Genomic DNA, 17,517 nt, shown 5'->3' on the forward strand with positions numbered 1-17,517 from the left:
CCTCCTGAAGACAAAGATGCCGCTCTCGAAGCTGCGTGGGAAGTTCCATGACTACTACGGCATTCCTCTGCTGATCACATACCACCCAGCGTATCTTTTGCGAAATCCCAACGAGAAAAAGACCGCCTGGCAGGACTTGCAACTTCTCCAGCGGGACTACACGCGTCTCACCGGCCGCCCCTTGCGATAACGCAAGAAATCCCGTCTGTTCCAGTCGGCACACTCCCAGGCACCGAAGCGCCTTGACGTGAAAACGTCGTTAACACCTCTACAGACCAATCCACATCCACGTTGAGGGATCCGGAAGTATGCAATGAGAGGCCGATAGAGAGCCCTGGCGCCGCGATCCGAACGATACCCCGGGTCTGTGGGGCCCATAGAGCGGGAAGCCGAATGAATCAGCATGATGCTGCCCTAAACGCGGAGGGTCCTGAGCCTGCGGCAGGGTTTGAGATCGCTTTTTTGCCATGGCTGGGCATAAACCGCGAGACGACCGTAGGGACAGTCACATTCTCCCCCCTCCAGGTTCAGGCAGTTCAGGATCCAGTGGTCCGTGAGTACCTAGATCGATATCTCCCCCGCTATAGGGAAGTCGACGGGGGGTCTGTAGAGCTCGTAGTGGTTGCTAGACACGAGGGAGTGACGGGTTTCCGATATCATAAGGCTAACGAACAGGTCGACCTGATTCGAGCCACCTCGGTTCTGGCCCTCGCCATGATTGCAAAGGCCCAGATTCTCCGGACGCTTCACAACAACCATCTCCCTGCGCCTAGTGCAGATTCGTTCCAGTTGATTTTCCAGCGATTCACGGCCAGGAGCGATTACGTCGGGGTCACCGCTGGCCGTTGGACACATACTTGGCCCCTCGATCAGGTGAATTTTACCCGCCCGTGGACAGCCGTAGCTGTGCACGGGGACGACGATTCACACCTCCTAGAAGCCATGGGCAACCTCCTCCGAGGGCGGTGCGAGGTCCGTCCCGAGCTTGCCATCGAATATGGCGCAGCGTGGAGTGGTTCCGCCTGGCACACCTTGACGGTGCGGAGCAGCCCGATGCGACGAAACTGATCACTATGGCAACAGCATTCGAATCACTTCTTGATCTTCCGGATTTCGATAAGCAGGCGGAGTTTGCCAGAAGGATACAGGGCTTCGTCCTCGATAATCGCATGCGGAGCGATGTCCGACGCAGACGACGTGGAAGGACCTTGGACCTTAGCTTCGCAGGGTGCTGGGCGTGGGATTTCTACGGAATCAGGAGCCGTCTCGTCAATGGCGAGGACGTGTCGGGCGCCGATTTCCGAATCGAAACGGGGGCACCCCACCTCCCAGTTACGGACTTGGTTTATCGAGAATGCCTTCTGCGGCAGCTGCTCGAGCTACAGTGCTTCGGGGCAGAGATCCATGAGAGCGCCGGGAGAATGGAGCGTGCCGTTGCCGATCTGCCAGAGGGTCCAGAGCCCTTCGACGCGCTTGAGTGGGCGATTAATCACCACCTTCAGTTTGACCGCATCCATGAGGCTCTGGGGTGGTCCGAGAGACCAACTCTGCCAGAGGCAGAGCAATGATCACACAGCTGTAGACGTCAAAAAGTCACTGTGATGCCGAAAATTCATTGACTTTGCGTCGATGATCTGCTCGTGGCCAGCGCCTTGGCTGAGCATCTTGACCGAGATGCGGATAAACCGTTGATGGGGTCGCACCTTTACTCTTGAGTCCACCCGGCAGCTGTGAAACCTCTCAAGAGAGTAGAGAGCGAACAATACGGGGACACAATACTGGCTTTTCGAGAGCGTAGAGAGAGGTATATTGACTCACAAGTAAGGATCTGACCCCTATCCTGACGCTATCCAACTCTCATTCTGCTTTTTACCAAAGCATTGCGCGTAGAGACCCTCGATCTGCTTGATCTCCGCGTTGGTCAGTGCTGCGAATTCCTTCGTTCGAGCCCGCGTCGAAAGGTGACCCTGACCCTGCCGCAGGAAATGATGGATCAAGTCGATCTTCTGATTCGGCATGTCGAGAATGTCCTGGACGCCTTGAGAAAATCGGTCATACGCTTCTAGATAGCCTATTTCTTCAGGTAGATCGTACACAATCGTTTGCTCGACGCACTTGTAGAGAAATTCCGCATGAGCAGTCGCGTCGAAATAGCGATAGTAATCCGCGGTATCGTTTTCCACTCGGACGTTGCCGGTCGCTGTTGCTTCCCAGTCTATAAAGTCAAGTAACGGGCGCGAGTAGGATTCCAAGACTTTGCGATAGTGCTCAGTCTCACGGAGAATCGCCGCGCTGACCGGGAAAACCACGCCAGGTGGGTTATAGCCCGCGTTCGCCAGTTCATGGTGAATGAGCCAGCGATGTAGCCGCCCGTTACCATCTTCAAATGGATGGACGTACACGAACCCAAATGCGATCGAGGCCGCCGCAACTAGGGCATCGATTCGGCCTGGCACGGAGCGACGATCATACGCGACGATGCCCTCGATAAGGCTTTTGAGGTCTTCGGGCCGCGCGCTGATGTGGTCGGGGATTGGTTCTTGGGTTCTCCGATCATGTATTCCGACGAAGCCACCCTCCTGTCGCAACCCAAGATGCACCAACCGGGAGTCGCCGATGACGATCCTTTGCAGACGTTCCAGTTCAGCTATGCTGAGAGGGCGGGATCCGGCTTCACCGATCGCTTTTCCCCAGCGCGCCATCCGTTGAGTTGACGGTTGTTCTCCTTCAATCTGGAAGGAGGACTCACTGTCTTTGAGCAGAAGGAAAGCAGCCGCACGCCTTATTACATCAGCATGTGTGCGGCCAACGATTTCGCTCGCCCGTTGATCGAGTTTTTTCTCAACAAATTGCTCAAGCAAGGGAGTTCGCCGCACCATTGGGCAAAAGGCACGAGTGCCTGGCAGGTTGTCTATGACTTTATGCCTCGGGGAAGGAGTACCCTCTAGCAGCGCAAATTGCTTTTTGGGATCTACGATTGGTACGGCTCGAACCTTCCCCGGGTCCGGAACGTTCAGCTGCCGGCCAGTCAGCCATTCGTACAGATACCAAAGCCGTCGGGTATAAGCACCGGTCGGTGCGGACCGAATCATCTTCACAATTTCCCGATCTTCGACCACTCTAAACAGCGCTGCCAGCACACCTAGATCAATGCCCTCCCATTTGAGGGCAAATTCAAGGTGTCCGAGGAGTGTATCGTCCGGCGCATGTCTCGGACTGAGAAGCTGCCACTCGTTCGTCGAAGTCGGTTGGTGGCGTTCGGCGATTGCAGTGAGCCGAGGGGGCAGAGGCAACTTCAAGGTGTAATGATCGCTCAGAGCAGCGTAGCCGGCCGGCCGGACTCGTTCCGGAACGGCCCGTCCGTGAAAATCGGTTATGAGATGCGAAAAACGATCACCCATTTGGCAATCCTTATCGTTCTGTTCACCAGCTATGAAAACTAATCACCTACGGGAGCAAATTTCGATATTTCATTCACCCTTTTCAGACAAAATTCACTCTATGGTCAATTTGTGAAAAACATTCACCTCTTATGAAAACTGTTCACCGGCTTGCAACTGTATGAATTATATTCACCTATCAACGTGTTTGCAAGCCCTTTAAGGTCGTATGCTGCTCCCATGCCCGATCCCTACAACTTTGAAATCGAGGGGAAAGATCCGATATGGATCTGCGGCTGCGGCCTGTCCAACAACAAGCCCTACTGCGACAGCTCCCACAAGAAGGTGCGGGACGAAGACCCCAATGCCCTCTATATGTACGATGATGAGCAGAATCGGGTAAAGGTCCCCGACTGAGTACTGAGGCAACCCTTTCCAAGGGTATGCATCCCACCGCGCACCCCGCGCTTAGTCCATCCATCAGCGCAATGCCTTGTTTATCAACCGCTGTCGACCAGGGAGGGAACTTGGGCCAATTATCCCCCGAGGGATGGTATAGTAAAGTTGATTCGCCTGAACGGGAACCAATTTCGACAGAGTTGACCGTAGCCTGTTGAACGGGTAAAGATTTGACCCGAAATTCTCTTGCTACCACCCAGCCTATCTTTTGCGGAATCCCAACGAGAAAAGGACCGCCTGGCAGGACCTCAAACTGCTCCAGCGGGACTACATGCGTCTCACCGGCCGCCCCTTGCGATAGCCCCCCACCTAACCGCTGACCCGGGGGGCCGAGTCATCAGCCTGGAAGCCGACACGCGAATGGCTTCCATCGCACAAGGGCTTATTCTGGGAGTGCCCGCAGCGGCACAGCGAGAATGCTGTCTTGCCTTTGAGATCGAACTCCTTCCCTTCCGCGTCCAACAGCTTTATCGTACCATCGGCCACTTCCACGCGATAGGGACCATTCTTTTTTGCCGTTATGTTCACTAGCATTAGCTTTCTCCTTTCCACCCGCTCAGGTGGTCCAAGGGCAGAGGGCACGAAGAACCTCTCAGGCACTAGCTGAGGATGATAACGTCCTGGGGATGATATCGTCAAGCCAACATGCCTGACTGCGATAGCTCTACAAGAAGACAAAGAACGGAAACCCCAATACCCTGTATGTGTACGATGAGGAGCAGAATCGGGACGAGGTACGGACCGAGTAATGACCGAATTGATGCTTCGTCGCGGTTGAGAGAGCAGAATTCCTTCGAAGGGCTTCGGGTACGGCGGTTCATCGAGCACTCAACGCCGCCGGGGGCGCCCCACGCGTCGGGCCGGGGCGATGATCCGATTCCGCAGGAGACCAATCTCCTCGATCTCGGCCTCGACCACATCGCCGACCTGAAGCCACCGGGGCGGGTTGAAACCTTGACCGACTCCGGAAGGGGTGCCGGTGGCCAGGATATCGCCCGGCTCCAGTGTCATCCCGGCAGAGAGGACCTCAAGGAGCTCCGGGATCCGGAAAACCATGTGCCCTGTACTCGCCGCCTGTCGCACATCACCATTGACTCGAAGGCCAATACGGAGATCGTGAGGATCGCGAAGGGCCGATGTGTGAACGATCCACGGTCCCATCGGGCAAAAGCTGTCTAGGCTCTTTCCCTTGAACCACTGCATGTGCCTCCTTTGGAGGTCCCGTGCGGTGATATCATTCAAGATGGTATAGCCGAAGACGTAATCGTACGCCTTTGCCCGCGAGATATTTGATCCCTTCCTTCCGATGACCACCGCCAATTCGACTTCGTAGTCAAGCTGCGCCGTGACCGAATGGCGAGTCACGGGGGCCTCGGGGCCGATGACACACGAGGGGGGCTTGGTAAAGAAAACCGGGGCCGAAGGGACCTCGGCCTGCTGCTCCCTGGCGTGCTCCGCATAGTTCCGGCCCAGGCAGATGATGTTCTTCCTCGGTCGGGGAATCGGGGCTAGAAAACGGATCCGATCGACCGGCCGAACGATCGGATCCCTCGCCTTGGCCTCCCATGTCCCCTTCGCGAGACGGCGGGCCCCCTCTCGGCAAAGATCCTGAACGACCCTAAGTGCCGGAGAACCTCGATTGATCAAGTCCAGCATGTCCGACGGCGGCTGTTCCTTGCGCGGCCGTTTCAGGGCCGCTGCGCTCGTCGCGAGGTTCAGGATGCTGTTCCCAATACAGACCGCTACGATGGGCTCTCCGTCCCAGAGAACTGTGGCCAGCCGCATGCGATCTCTCCTTTCACCCAAGGCGGGACGCGCGAGGGCCTTCGCTACACGAAAGTCTCTCGGACTGTCAGCCCCCGGCGGTGGATGCGGCAAGGGAGGACACGCGCCCCATGTGCAGCCACCAATTTCTTCAGGCCCTTCTGGGCTGTAGGGTCAGCTAGAAATGCGACACATCCTCCCCCGCCCGCCCCGCAGACCCGAGCGCCAAAGGCTCCAGCGCGCCGCGACTTCCGAATCAAGGTGTCGATGAGTGGTGTGGTCATGTTCGGCAACATCGCCCTCCGGATCGCCCAGTCCTCGTTGAGCACCTCCGCAATGCCGCGGAGGTCTCGAGCGAGAAAAGCCTCCCGCATCGCGACCGCATTCGATTTGAGCCGCTCGAAGAAGCCGAACACTTTGCGATCCCCGCTGATATGTCTCTTGAAAAGCTGCCAGTTGTTGGCACCAGAGAACCGGGGCTTCCCGGTATACACCAGGAGCAAATGCTGCTCCAGTTCCTCGAGAAATTTTCCGGTGGCCACCGGCCGGCGTACGATCCCTGTGAGACCGAACTCTAAAACACTGGCTCCCCCGTACGCCGCCGCGTAGTAATCTTGGTATCCCGTAGGAACTCGGATGGTTTGCGTCTCCACGGCCCGCGCATACTCAATCAGCTCCGGCTTCGCCAGCCGGCGCTTCTTCAGGCTGGCCAACGCCGCGGTGGCGGCGACGGCCAAGGCGGACGATCCCCCCGTACCTGCTCCCGCAGGGGCCTGACAATCGGTAATCACCTCGACACCTGGGAGGGGAGCAAAAGATCGCAGGTGGCGGGAGACCAACTCCAGGAAGCGATTCTGCCGCCATTCGATTTCGCTTGATGAAGCCCAAAAGGCCTGCGTGTTCTGGTCCCTGGCGCTGAGGCGGACTCCTCGTCCCGTTCTCTCTTGCACGGTGACGGTGGCACAGAGGTTGATCGCAACGTTAATGGTGAGCGCTGGCTGATGAAAGAGATACAGGGGAGGAATATCGAGGGTCCCCCCGGCGAAGTCGATGCGCGTGGGGGCAACCGCAACTACCATGCGGCTCACAAGGTCACCTCGCTTAGCGTATGGCAGCGGTGGTGTGGGAACTCAGCGAGGAGGGTCGCGTAGGCTCGGGCTTCCCGGAACCGCTCTCTGGTCTCTGAATCCACACTCTCCAAGGCGTCACGCGGGACTCGGGTGATCCACAAGGTCTCAATCTCGGGGTGGCGAGCCTTGATGAGATCGAGCTCCCGGGGATCGTTATCGACCACGGCGATCCGCGCGAAACGTCCAACCACCTTCTCGACTACCTCCACCTTGGCCTGCACCTTGGGAGTGTAGAAGACGTCTTCAAAAAAGTGAGCAAGCCCTACCCCGTGAACCTTGTACTCTTGCCAGGAAGCGTCCCCAAATGAGAGGAGGAAACAGGGGATTTTTGCCGCCTGCAGACGGCTTAAGAACGGCTCCACATCGGCAAAGAGGTACGAGCGGAGGTCGGCAAAGCTCGCCCGAAGCACCTGTTGGATGGCGGTCTTGACGGAAACTGTCATTTGACCTTGCCGGGTCAAATAATCCAGATGTTTCTCGAGCGAGTATCCGTCAGGCCACACCCGAGCGTAGCTTTCCTCCCATCGCCCCCCATCGATCCCAAACTGGATAAAGGCGGCTCGAATATCGATCCAGAAGAACCGATCAGTATCAAAGAGGGTATGGTCAAAATCGAGGAAGACGGCCCCTCCGTTTCGCATACCCCCTCCCAAACTCATCCCATCTCCCCCTCTTTACATAGCGTTCAGCTCCTATTATAGTCCTGGCAGCGCACCCCTACCTAGAAGGAAGAAATTATGGCTCCGTCATCTTTCCCCGCCTACGCCGAGGTTGCCTTTCCCTTGTCCATTGACAAGACCCTCTACTACGCGATCCCGCCCCATCTCCGAGAGGCGGCCGCTCCCGGCAAGCGCGCCATCGTTCCGCTGGGCACGCGCGTCGTTTCCGGCTATCTTGTGCGTCTTCCGGAGCGGGTCGAGATTCAGAACCTCAAAGAGCTTCACGACATCCTGGATCCGGAGCCCCTTCTAGATCAACGGCTGTTGGAACTTACCCGCCGGGTAGCGGAGTACTACTGCGCATCCTGGGGAGAGGTCATCAAGGCGGCCTTACCGCCAGGCATCGATGCCTCCACTCGTAAGTTAGTCCGGCTCACCCACCAAGGACGTCAGGCCCAAACCCAAGCAGGCCACGATCTCTCAAAACGGGAGGAGGAATTCCTCCGCCTCCTTCCCGCAGACGCCGCCATCCCCCTCAGCCGGCTCACTCGACAACTCGGGAAGAGCACTCCCGCCATCCTGCAACGACTCCGCGCCAAGGGGCTCCTGTCGGTAGAAACCCTCCTCGCGCCCCCTCGAGTCCGGACCCGTGAGGAGCGATCTTTTCGGCTTCTCGGGTCTTCCGGTGACGTTGAAGCAGCCATTGCCTCTCTGAAGGCTCGCGCTCCCCGCCAGGCAGATTTCCTCGCCCATCTCCTCCAGTTCGGTGGGACTCTCCCGGCTCAGGAGGCCCGGAGCATCACCCAGTCCCCATCGATCATCCTTGCCCTCATCCACAAGGGGCTTATCGAAACCGTCCTCATCCCGGTCCGCCGCGATCCCTTCCGGGACATTCCGGTGACCCCGACTGACCCCCTTCCCCTCTCCCCCCCTCAGCAGGAGGCGCTCCGTCAGATCGAGACAGCGGCCGCCACAGGCCGCTACGTTCCCTTCCTCCTCTTCGGTGTGACTGGCAGTGGTAAGACCGAAGTATACCTCCAAGCGATTGAGGGGGTTGTCAAACACGGAAGGCAAGCCTTAGTCCTGGTCCCAGAGATCGCCCTCACGCCAAGGGCTGCGGAAAGATTCCGGGGCCGCTTCGGGGACCGGGTCGCTTTGTTGCACAGTGCACTGACGCCGGGGGAGCGACTAGACGAGTGGCTTCGCATCCGAGGAGGAGAAGCGGACATCGTGGTCGGAGCCCGATCTGCCGTCTTCGCCCCTCTGTCCCGCCTCGGGATAGTCGTCGTGGATGAAGAGCACGACCCCGCGTATAAACAAGAGGACACGCCCCGATACCATGGCAGGGATGTGGCGCTGCTCCGGGGTGACATGTGGTCCTGTCCGGTTCTCCTGGGCTCGGCCACCCCTTCGCTCGAAAGTTTTCACCGCACGAAAGTCGGCCCGTACCGGTTACTCTCGATTCCCGTGCGGATCGGGGAGGGAGTGCTCCCCAAGATCACGGTGGTAGATCTGCGCCAGGAGCCGAAGGTGCCTCGGCAACGCCTCATTCTCTCTCGATTCCTCCAAGACCGAATCCGTGACCGCCTCGGCCGCCAAGAGCAAGTCCTGCTGCTGTTGAACCGGCGGGGCTTTGCCACCTCCCTCCTCTGTCGCGATTGTGGCTACCTCATGCATTGCCCCCACTGCAGCGTTGCCCTCATCTTTCACCGTGGAGCCGGACTCCTACGGTGCCATCACTGCGATCATCAACAGCGAGCGCCCGATCACTGTTCTGGCTGCGGTAGTGCGAACCTTCGGCAGCTCGGAATCGGCACAGAGCAGGTGGAGCGGGAGCTGCGAAACCTTTTTCCCCAAGCCCGGATCGCACGGATGGACCGGGATACCACGGCCGGCCGTCAGGGGCATCACCTCCTCTTACAGCGGCTGGAACACGGGGATCTGGACATCGTGGTCGGCACGCAGATGATCGCTAAAGGGCACGACTATCCGAACGTCACCCTCGTGGGGGTACTTTCGGCTGATATCGGTCTGAACCTCCCCGACTTCCGAGCGGGAGAGCGAACCTTTGCGCTCCTCATGCAGATGGCGGGCCGATCTGGAAGGGGTCCGCTGCCGGGGGAGGCCGTGATCCAGACATACAACCCCGATCATTACTGCATCAAGGCAGCCTTGGACCAGGATTTCCTCTCGTTTATTCAACAAGAGCTTCAACCGCGCCGAGAGCGAAATCTCCCCCCCTTTACTCGCCTCATCCACCTCGTCATCTCGAGCCCGAAGGAGTCCGTGGCAGCTGAGGGGGCCCAACAGCTTTGCACGGTCCTCCGGCAGGACCCCATCACCGCCGAGATCGATGGCCCTGCCCCCGCCCCCCTCTCACGCCTCCGGGGTCGATTCCGCTGGCACCTTTTCGTCAAGGGACCATCGGACGCTCCCCCCAGTCAGAAGGTGATGACCGCGCTCGAAGACTTCTCAACCCCCAAGGGAGGATCGATCCAGGTGGAGATCGACGTGGATCCCGTGGATACCCTCTGACTGTTTCTTCCACTGTATTTATTGACAGTTATCGGCATTTTGCTATATTCCACCTAGGCGCCAGTCAGAATGCGCCGGTGGTGGCAAGGGCGGAAAAACCGAGGATGGCCACGGACGAAAGCAGAGATCGTCAAGCGGATGCAGTTCTTCGCCGCGAGCTGGCAGAGATTCTCGTCGGCATTAGAAGGGCTACAAAAGTTTTTCTCACCTACACGGGCAACCACCCAGCCAGGGCCCGGGCGCTCGATGACCCCCACAAAAGGATCGCAAACCTCTTAACCCGGCAGGCTCCCCTCTCCCTCCGCATTGGCCGCGACGGCTTCTTTCATGGCGAAACCCTCGTAGGCCAGGACCATCCCGTCCTCCGTGGCTTCACCCATGAGCTATTCCTCCGAGGCATTCGGACGATCTTTTTCCTCCCTGGGATTCGCCTCGAAGATCTTCAGCATCTTACGGAACTCTTTGTCGTGGATTCGGCGGACCTATCCCGGCAGGGGGGAGCCAGGGCCTTCCTTCAGAAGCGTGGAGCGACCACGGTACAGCTGGAGGACTTCGACTTTACATTCACCGAGAAGCCTCCGGACCCGACACCGGAGGTCCTCCCAACGAAACCGACCGAGCAGCTCGAACCCGATCCGGTTCAACCGACCCAACCCCAAAGCGTTACGGAAGCAGCCGAGGAAGAGGAAGCCCAGCCTGACCTGGAGGGACTCATCATCGAACTCAGAAAGACGGACCGGCCAGCGCGGTACGAGCAACTGACGCAAGAGCTCTGCCAGTGGGGGCGCGAGGCGTTGGCCCGGGGTGAGGTCAATCCTTGCCTCCGGATCATGACTGCCCTTGCCTCGGAACTCCAACCCTCGGGCGCCAAGGATGAGACGGTAACGCGCTATGCCCGTGAAGGCATTCTCTCCCTGTTAGGCGAAACAGGCCCTCAGCCCGTGATTGAGGATTTCTGTCGAGGGGGGGCGGTCCCGGAGGACGATCTGGTCCAGCTCTTGCTTACGTTGAATGAGGAGATGACCGGGCCAATGCTCAAGCAGCTTTTGGTTGAGGAACAGACGGCGGCGCGGCGGAAGCTGACGGATTTCCTGCCCCGAATGGGTACCCCTTTTCAACGGGCCGTGATTTCGGAACTGTCCGCACCGTCCTGGGAAACGGTTCGGCGCCTGCTCCCCCTGCTCCTTAAGCTGTCAACACCTGACGTCCAACACATCCTCCTGAAAATCGTCCGGCACTCGGATCCCCGCATCCGCCGGGAGGTCATCAGGAATTTTGGACACATGGATCCCGGGGTGGCACGCTCGCCTTTGCTCGCCGCATTACAAGACACCGACACCTCTGTGCGACAGACAGCCATGGCGGCTCTCGGGGGGATAAAGTTGAAGGAGGCTGTGCCGATGCTTCGGCAGATTGCCGAAGAGCGACCGGGAATTCGGGAACTGGAAGAGCAGAAGGCGGCCATCGCGGTGCTCGGGACCATCGGGGATCCCCAGGCGCTCCCAACTCTCATCGCGATCCTGCGCCGGAAACAATGGTTCTCCCGCAAAGCGATCGAGGAGCTTCGACTGGCTGCCGCCCACGCCCTCGGTGAGTTGGGCGGGGCGGATGCCACTGAGGCGTTGCGGGCGGTCGCACAATCGGCTCGTTCCGACCTGAGGCAGGCGTGTGAAAGGGCCCTGAGTCGCGCACAGCCCTCCGAAGGGGAAACTCGATGACGGTGCAGCCATTCGACGCTGAACAGTTCCTCCTCAGCCTGAACGCCGCCTGGAAGAATCTGGGCCTGTATTCCCCTACCCATCCGGCCACCACGACCGCCCTCCAAAAGGTCCACGAAGCTCTCAAGAGGCTCCTCGGGGGGGGAGAGCGGATCACCCTCGGCGTACTCCATGACACCCTGGTCGTTGAACGAACGCCGTTCACGGCGAAGGCTGACCTTGCCGAGAAACTCGTGAGCCGGCTCCAGCGCGCGGAGATCCAGGGGGTCAGCTTTCTGAAAGGCTGCACAGTGGAGGAACTTCGACACCTCGTCGAGGCACTCGCTCGGGACATTAAAGGGCTTGAAATCGAACAGGACCTCAAAAAACAGGGAGGTACCCATATCCTCCTTGTAGGCGTCGCGGAGGAGCAGCCTGAAGTAAGAGCCGAGGAGGTTGTACCCCAGCAAGAACAAGTCGTGGACATGCAACAAGAAGAGGCGATGACCCTGGAACAGGCAGGGGTCATTTACAGTCGTGCCCTGCAGACCATCCGAAATGTCTTCCAGGATGTCCGCCTGGGGAAAGTTCCCTCCCTGAGCGAGTTGCAACAAGTTGTTGAGGAGGTCGTCGGTGGGATCTTAAAGGGAAAACACTCCCTCCTCGCCCTGACCATGATCAAGAGCTACGACGAGTACCTCTTCAATCATTCGGTAAATGTGGGGACGTTAGCCATGGCCTTGGGAGAGAGTATAGGACTTGACGCGGCGGCCCTGCGGGAACTGGGGCTGGGTGGGCTGCTCCACGACCTTGGAAAAATTCGCATCCCTGAGGAGGTTACCCGCAAACCCGGAAAGCTCACCGATGAGGAGTGGGCACTCATGAAGTCGCACCCGGATGAGGGAGTGCATCTTCTCAAGGAGATGGGGGTCACCTCAGAGATCGCCCTTCACGTGGTCCGGGAACATCACATGCGACACGACCAGACGGGGTATCCTACCGTAACCCCTGAGGAGAAGATCCATCCCTATTCGATGCTGATTACCCTTGCCGATTCGTACGACGCCCTCACCACCGTCCGACCTTACCAGCGGACCTTCGAACCCAACGAGGCCATCACGTTAATGAAGACCCTATCCGGAAGCACCTTCGATCCCGAGGTACTCGAAGGCTTTGTCGAGATGCTCGGCATCTACCCGCCGGGAACGGCAGTGCGTCTGACAACGAGGGAGATCGCGGTGGTCACGCGTCCGAGGCCCGAGGAAATCGCTCGGCCATGGGTGCGGATTGTCCGGGACCCCGAGGGTAACATTGCGGACGGGCCGGAGGTCAGCCTGATGGAGTGGGACACCGAGGCGGAAGACTTCACCCGGTCCATTGTCGTCGCCGTCGATCCAGTCATCCATGGGATCGATGTTGCGAAGGTATTACAAGGAAAGGGTGTTACGTAGAAGGGCTGATCCCCTTACGCTCTCCCGCCTCTGCTGCCCGGACCCCCAGGTGACCCAGGGCCTCCGCGACTCGCTGACGAATCGTCGGCGCGCCATCCGTCAAGAAAGGGAGGAGCACCTCAATAGCGCGGATGTCTCCCTGCCGGCCGAGGGTGGTGATCAGCGCTTCCCGCATTGGACCGGATGACTGCTGCAGCTTCGGGGTGAGGATCTCCGAAAGTTTTGGTTCCCGAAGGTCGCCCAGGGCCTCCAGGATGAGGATCTTGACATCGGGACTCGGATCGTCCAAGGTCTGAATGAAGTGTTCCACGACCCGAGGGTCTCGGGTCGGAGCGAGGAGCTTCACTGCAGCGGCTCGGACATCTACGTGTGGGGACTTTAACGCCTTGAGCAGAATCGCGAAGGCCTTTTCCCCGCCGATATTCCCCACAGCGTACACCGCCCGAAGGGCTTCAGGCGTGTCATCGGACTCGGCCCTCGCCGCCAGACGCTCCAGTGCGGACACCCCTTCGATGCGCTCCATCGCTTGAGCTGCTTCGGTCCGTACGCTCTGCTCCTGATCCCGAAGGGCAAGGGTCAGGGCCAGTCGGATGCGCATGAGGGCTTCTTCCATGACTACCTCCGGCCGGAGCTGAGTGCGGAGGAACCTTACTAAATCTATTGAAGCGTGTCAAGGAAACGGAGTTGAGAGGAAAAGGGGAGAAGAAATCGATGGAGAAGTTCACCCTCGGGATCGCCCAGGTCTCTCCGGCGCTGGGGGACCTGGACAGAAATCTCGCCCTCCACGACAAGATCCTGCGCGAGGCAGCGAGGCAGGGGGTGGATCTTCTCCTCTTTCCGGAACTCTCCCTCACCGGGTACTTCCTCAAAGACATGGTCCCCTCAATCGCCCTCACTCCCCGGGACCCCCGGCTCAACGCACTCAAGGAGATGAGCCGAGAGATGGCCATCGTCGTCGGGCTCGTGGAAGAGTCCTCCGACCATCGCTTCTTCAACGCCGCAGCGTATTTGGAAGACGGGAAAATTCGTCACCTGCACCGAAAGTTTTACCTCCCCACCTACGGCATCTTTGATGAACGTCGCTATTTCGCCCCAGGGGAGACCATTCGGGCTTTTGATACCCGATTTGGCCGAATGGCCCTTACGATCTGTGAGGACCTGTGGCATCCCGCCGTTCCCTACATCGCTGCTCTGGACGGCGCCGAACTGATCCTCTGTATATCTGCCAGTCCCGGCCGGGGGCTTTTGCCGGAGGGGACGTTCGCCAATGCGGCCGCCTGGGAGCGCCTAAACCGCACCTACGCCCAGCTCTTTACCTGCGTCCTCTGCTACTGTAACCGGGTCGGGTACGAGGACGGCACCTGCTTTTGGGGAGGCTCTGAGGTCATCGGACCGACCGGAGATGTCCTGCTCAAGGCGCCTCTACTCGAGGAACAGCTTCTCCACGTGGCCGTTGACCGCCGGGAGGTCCGACGAGAGCGGATTGCGAATCCCCTGCTGCGGGACGAGCGGTTGGACCTGACGGTGCGGGAGCTGCAGCGAATTACTCGGGAACTGCAGCGAATACTTCGGCTTCGTGCGGAAGGGACCCCATGAACGCCTCGACCATCACCCCGCAACTCACTTTGGATTGGGATCTCTGTACCAAGATCTTGACCGGGTTCATCCAAAGTGAAGTCCAGCGAGCCGGCTTCCATCGGGTGGTCGTCGGGGTCTCGGGTGGGCTGGACTCTTCGCTCTCCGTAACCTTAGGAGCGGCCGCCCTGAGCCCCGGCAACGTGTGGGGAGTCAGCATGCCCTACGAGACTTCGAACCCCGAAAGCCTTTCCCATGCTCGACTCATCGCGGAGTGGCTCGGGATCAATTTCCTCCAGGTGGACATTACCCCGCAGATCGATGCCTATTTTACCGCGTTCCCGGATGCGGATCATATCCGACGGGGGAACAAGATGGCCCGGGAACGGATGACCGTTCTGTACGACCATTCCGCCCGCCTGGGGGCTTTAGTTTTGGGCACGAGCAACAAGACGGAACTTCTCCTGGGTTACGGCACGCTTTACGGCGACATGGCCTCGGCTCTCAATCCCATCGGAGATCTGTACAAAACCCAGGCACGATGGCTGGCCAGGCATCTCAAGGTCCCAGCCGAGATCGTGGAAAAAACGCCCAGTGCCGACCTGTGGGTGGGACAGACTGATGAGGAGGAGCTGGGCTTTACGTACGAGGCGGTGGATCGCCTCTTGTACTACATGGTGGACCGACGGTACGAACTCCCCGACCTCATCGAACTCGGTTTCGAGGCGCACTTTGTTGAGGCAGTCTTCCACAGGGTTAAATCGTCCCAGTACAAGCGGCGGCCACCGGTCATTGCCAAGGTCTCGGTCCGGACCATTGATCGAGACTTCCGCTACCCTCGCGATTGGGGCCTCTGATCAGTTCACGGTTCACAGTTCAGGGTTCAGGGTTGAGGTTCAGGACCCAGCCTCTATGGTCCACAGATTGCACCTCGTCTGCACGATGAACCATCAACTCTGAACCATGAACGGAAAAAGTTAAATGATTATTGGCGTACCCAAAGAGATCAAAGACCAGGAACATCGGGTGGCGATGATCCCGGCCGGGGTCCAAATGATGACCGCCAAGGGACACCTCGTGCTCATCGAACATGGGGCGGGAGCAGGTGCCGGGATCATGGACGAGGAGTACGCCGAGGTGGGGGCGGAACTTGTCGCTACGGCGTCCGAAATTTATGCCCGGGCCGAGATGATCTGCAAAGTGAAGGAACCCGTACCGAGTGAGTACGAGATCCTCCGGTCTGGCCAGATTCTCTTTACGTTCCTCCATCTCGCTCCATCCCTCGAACTCACCCAGGCCCTCCTGAAGCGTGAGGTGGTGGGGATTGCGTATGAAACCGTCGAAATGGACGATGGTCACAAGCCACTGCTCGAGCCGATGAGCGAGATCGCCGGTCGTATGGCCCTGCCCATCGCTGCCCACTACCTCTCAAATCCTCTCGGGGGACGGGGAGTACTGCTCAGTGGCGTACCCGGGGTTCCGCCCGCCACCGTCACCATCTTGGGAGGTGGGATCGTCGGCTACAACGCAGCCAGGATGGCGGCAGGAATGGGCGCCTCAGCCTCTCTTTTAGAGATAGACCCTTCAAGGATGCGGTCGCTAGATGAGGTCCTCCCACCCAACGCGACCACCCTGATGTCCAACCAACTGAATATTGAGGAATGTTTGAGACAAGCCGATGTCCTCGTGGGTGCCGTCTACATCCCCGGGGCCAGGGCGCCCCACCTCGTGACCCGGAACATGTTGAAGCTCATGAAACCTGGCTCGATCATCGTCGATGTCGCAGTGGATCAAGGGGGATGCGTGGAGACGACCCGCCCCACGACGCACAGCGACCCGGTCTACCAGGTAAACGGCATCCTCCACTACTGCGTGGCCAACATGCCCGGCGCCTACGGCCGCACCGCCACCTTTGCCCTCACCAACGCCACCCTTCCCTATGTCCTCGACATCGCCGAGAAGGGATGGAAGCGAGCGGCCCAGATGCAGCCTGAGCTCGCCAAGGGGCTGAACGTGATCCACGGCAACGTCACCTACCCGGCCGTGGCCGAGGCCCACGGGATGGAATACGTTCCCGCCTCCAAATTCTTCTGAGACCCTAACCAGCCGCTCTTCCTTGTCACTCTTCGGTAAAAGCAAAAGGCGAATCAAGCAGATAAAAACACCACGGGCGCCGAGGTTGTCCCCGACGCCCGTGGGAGTCGTACTGCTAAACAGGCTCCTACCCTGCTGATTTAGGCACGATACTGACCGGTTCTGAGTCCTTGATGGCCTGCCGACATTCAACCGGCTGCCGGAAAATCCGCATCAAATCTTGGCGCGGTCCAGAAGAGCAAAAGGGGAGCTTGAACGAAGATCTGGAGGGAAAGGCGGAATCTTACGGGGCAACGCAGGCAGGCTGAGGTTGCAATCGAACTTCTCGCAGCAGGCTCGTCGGGGGGGCAAGATCTGTCAGCGCCTAAACGGAACTACCGATGGATCCCGAACCTCTTCATCGGGCCTCGATCCGCCCATCCGGCACCGGCCTTCGAACAGGACACCTTCCTCGAGGATCACCACGGGGGCTTCCAGGTCGCCAAAGACGCGGGCGGCCCCTCTGAGCTCCACGCGTTCTCTGGCGTGGACGTTGCCTACCATCTCACCCCAGATCACCACCGACTGTGCCCGGATCGTGGCGTGGATGACGGCGTTCTCGCCAACGATGAGCGCATCCGTGACCGTAAGTTCGCCATGGAACTTGCCGTTGATCAGGACGGTCCCGGCGCCATTGAAGGTGTACTTCCCCTCAATCTCGGAGCCTTCGCCGATGAAGGCCATGATGCCGGTCTGATTCGACTTACGCCTGGAATTCCACAGCATGACAAAAA

17 protein-coding genes are annotated in these 17,517 nt (G+C 59.1%); 9 read left to right on the plus strand and 8 right to left on the minus strand.

Annotated features, from left to right (window positions below; translation table 11 throughout):
- Both O6929_10270 and O6929_10275 read left to right on the plus strand, forming a co-directional pair.
- The coding region (locus O6929_10270; protein MCZ6480772.1) for a uracil-DNA glycosylase at window positions 1-190 on the plus strand (190 nt) is incomplete at its 5' end.
- A gap of 203 nt (window positions 191-393) precedes the next feature.
- A complete protein-coding gene (locus O6929_10275) occupies window positions 394-1,068 on the plus strand; it encodes a hypothetical protein (GenBank protein ID MCZ6480773.1) in 675 nt (224 codons plus the stop codon).
- Window positions 1,069-1,379: 311 nt separating this feature from the next.
- Here O6929_10275 and O6929_10280 read toward each other — a convergent pair whose 3' ends face one another.
- The gene (locus tag O6929_10280) at window positions 1,380-1,517 is read right to left on the minus strand and encodes a hypothetical protein (protein ID MCZ6480774.1); all 138 of its coding nucleotides are present in this window, start codon (window positions 1,515-1,517) and stop codon (window positions 1,380-1,382) included.
- A gap of 318 nt (window positions 1,518-1,835) precedes the next feature.
- Window positions 1,836-3,401 carry a Fic family protein gene (locus tag O6929_10285; GenBank protein MCZ6480775.1) on the minus strand — a complete coding sequence of 522 codons (1,566 nt, stop codon included), beginning with the start codon at window positions 3,399-3,401 and terminating at the stop codon, window positions 1,836-1,838.
- Between the two features lie 219 nt (window positions 3,402-3,620).
- Here O6929_10285 and O6929_10290 point away from each other — a divergent pair, with 219 nt between their 5' ends.
- Window positions 3,621-3,797, plus strand: a complete 177-nt coding sequence (locus O6929_10290) for a CDGSH iron-sulfur domain-containing protein (GenBank protein ID MCZ6480776.1) — start codon at window positions 3,621-3,623, stop codon at window positions 3,795-3,797.
- A 351-nt stretch (window positions 3,798-4,148) separates the two neighbouring features.
- On the opposite strand, the gene O6929_10295 is transcribed toward O6929_10290, so the two are convergent.
- The 4 genes from O6929_10295 to O6929_10310 all read right to left on the minus strand — a co-directional run bounded on the left by O6929_10295 (window position 4,149) and on the right by O6929_10310 (window position 7,374).
- Entirely contained in the window at window positions 4,149-4,373 is a 225-nt protein-coding gene (locus tag O6929_10295) for a CDGSH iron-sulfur domain-containing protein (protein MCZ6480777.1), read from the minus strand.
- 294 nt (window positions 4,374-4,667) lie between these two features.
- Window positions 4,668-5,624, minus strand: a complete 957-nt coding sequence (locus O6929_10300) for a fumarylacetoacetate hydrolase family protein (GenBank protein MCZ6480778.1) — start codon at window positions 5,622-5,624, stop codon at window positions 4,668-4,670.
- 44 nt (window positions 5,625-5,668) lie between these two features.
- The gene (locus O6929_10305; protein ID MCZ6480779.1) at window positions 5,669-6,682 is read right to left on the minus strand and encodes a hypothetical protein; all 1,014 of its coding nucleotides are present in this window, start codon (window positions 6,680-6,682) and stop codon (window positions 5,669-5,671) included.
- A gap of 5 nt (window positions 6,683-6,687) precedes the next feature.
- Window positions 6,688-7,374: an HAD hydrolase-like protein gene (locus O6929_10310; GenBank protein ID MCZ6480780.1), complete on the minus strand. Its 687-nt coding sequence runs from the start codon at window positions 7,372-7,374 to the stop codon at window positions 6,688-6,690.
- Between the two features lie 96 nt (window positions 7,375-7,470).
- Between O6929_10310 and priA the strand changes: the two genes are divergently transcribed.
- The 3 genes from priA (at window position 7,471) to O6929_10325 (ending at window position 13,075) form a co-directional block, all read left to right on the plus strand.
- On the plus strand, window positions 7,471-9,927 hold the full coding sequence (priA, locus tag O6929_10315) for a primosomal protein N' (protein MCZ6480781.1): 2,457 nt from the start codon (window positions 7,471-7,473) through the stop codon (window positions 9,925-9,927).
- A 104-nt stretch (window positions 9,928-10,031) separates the two neighbouring features.
- A complete protein-coding gene (locus O6929_10320; GenBank protein ID MCZ6480782.1) occupies window positions 10,032-11,645 on the plus strand; it encodes a HEAT repeat domain-containing protein in 1,614 nt (537 codons plus the stop codon).
- Complete coding sequence (locus tag O6929_10325; protein ID MCZ6480783.1) at window positions 11,642-13,075, plus strand: HD domain-containing protein; 1,434 nt, start codon at window positions 11,642-11,644, stop codon at window positions 13,073-13,075. Before O6929_10320 ends, O6929_10325 begins: the two co-directional genes overlap by 4 nt.
- Here the strand turns inward: O6929_10325 and O6929_10330 are convergent.
- The gene (locus O6929_10330; GenBank protein ID MCZ6480784.1) at window positions 13,068-13,688 is read right to left on the minus strand and encodes a HEAT repeat domain-containing protein; all 621 of its coding nucleotides are present in this window, start codon (window positions 13,686-13,688) and stop codon (window positions 13,068-13,070) included. The two genes, O6929_10325 and O6929_10330, sit on opposite strands and share 8 nt — an antisense overlap.
- 98 nt (window positions 13,689-13,786) lie before the next feature.
- On the opposite strand from O6929_10330, the gene O6929_10335 reads away from it, so the two are divergent.
- From O6929_10335 to ald, 3 genes are all read left to right on the plus strand, one after another.
- Window positions 13,787-14,671: a carbon-nitrogen hydrolase gene (locus O6929_10335; GenBank protein MCZ6480785.1), complete on the plus strand. Its 885-nt coding sequence runs from the start codon at window positions 13,787-13,789 to the stop codon at window positions 14,669-14,671.
- On the plus strand, window positions 14,668-15,507 hold the full coding sequence (locus O6929_10340; protein ID MCZ6480786.1) for an NAD+ synthase: 840 nt from the start codon (window positions 14,668-14,670) through the stop codon (window positions 15,505-15,507). The genes O6929_10335 and O6929_10340 overlap by 4 nt, the downstream gene beginning before the upstream one ends.
- Window positions 15,508-15,631: 124 nt before the next feature.
- Entirely contained in the window at window positions 15,632-16,744 is a 1,113-nt protein-coding gene (ald, locus tag O6929_10345; GenBank protein ID MCZ6480787.1) for an alanine dehydrogenase, read from the plus strand.
- Between the two features lie 357 nt (window positions 16,745-17,101).
- Here the strand turns inward: ald and O6929_10350 are convergent, their stop codons facing one another.
- Window positions 17,102-17,467 carry a polymer-forming cytoskeletal protein gene (locus O6929_10350; GenBank protein MCZ6480788.1) on the minus strand — a complete coding sequence of 122 codons (366 nt, stop codon included), beginning with the start codon at window positions 17,465-17,467 and terminating at the stop codon, window positions 17,102-17,104.
- Window positions 17,468-17,517: the final 50 nt, after the last annotated feature.

The organism is Candidatus Methylomirabilota bacterium, from assembly GCA_027293415.1.
Lineage (GTDB): Bacteria > Methylomirabilota > Methylomirabilia > Methylomirabilales > CSP1-5 > CSP1-5.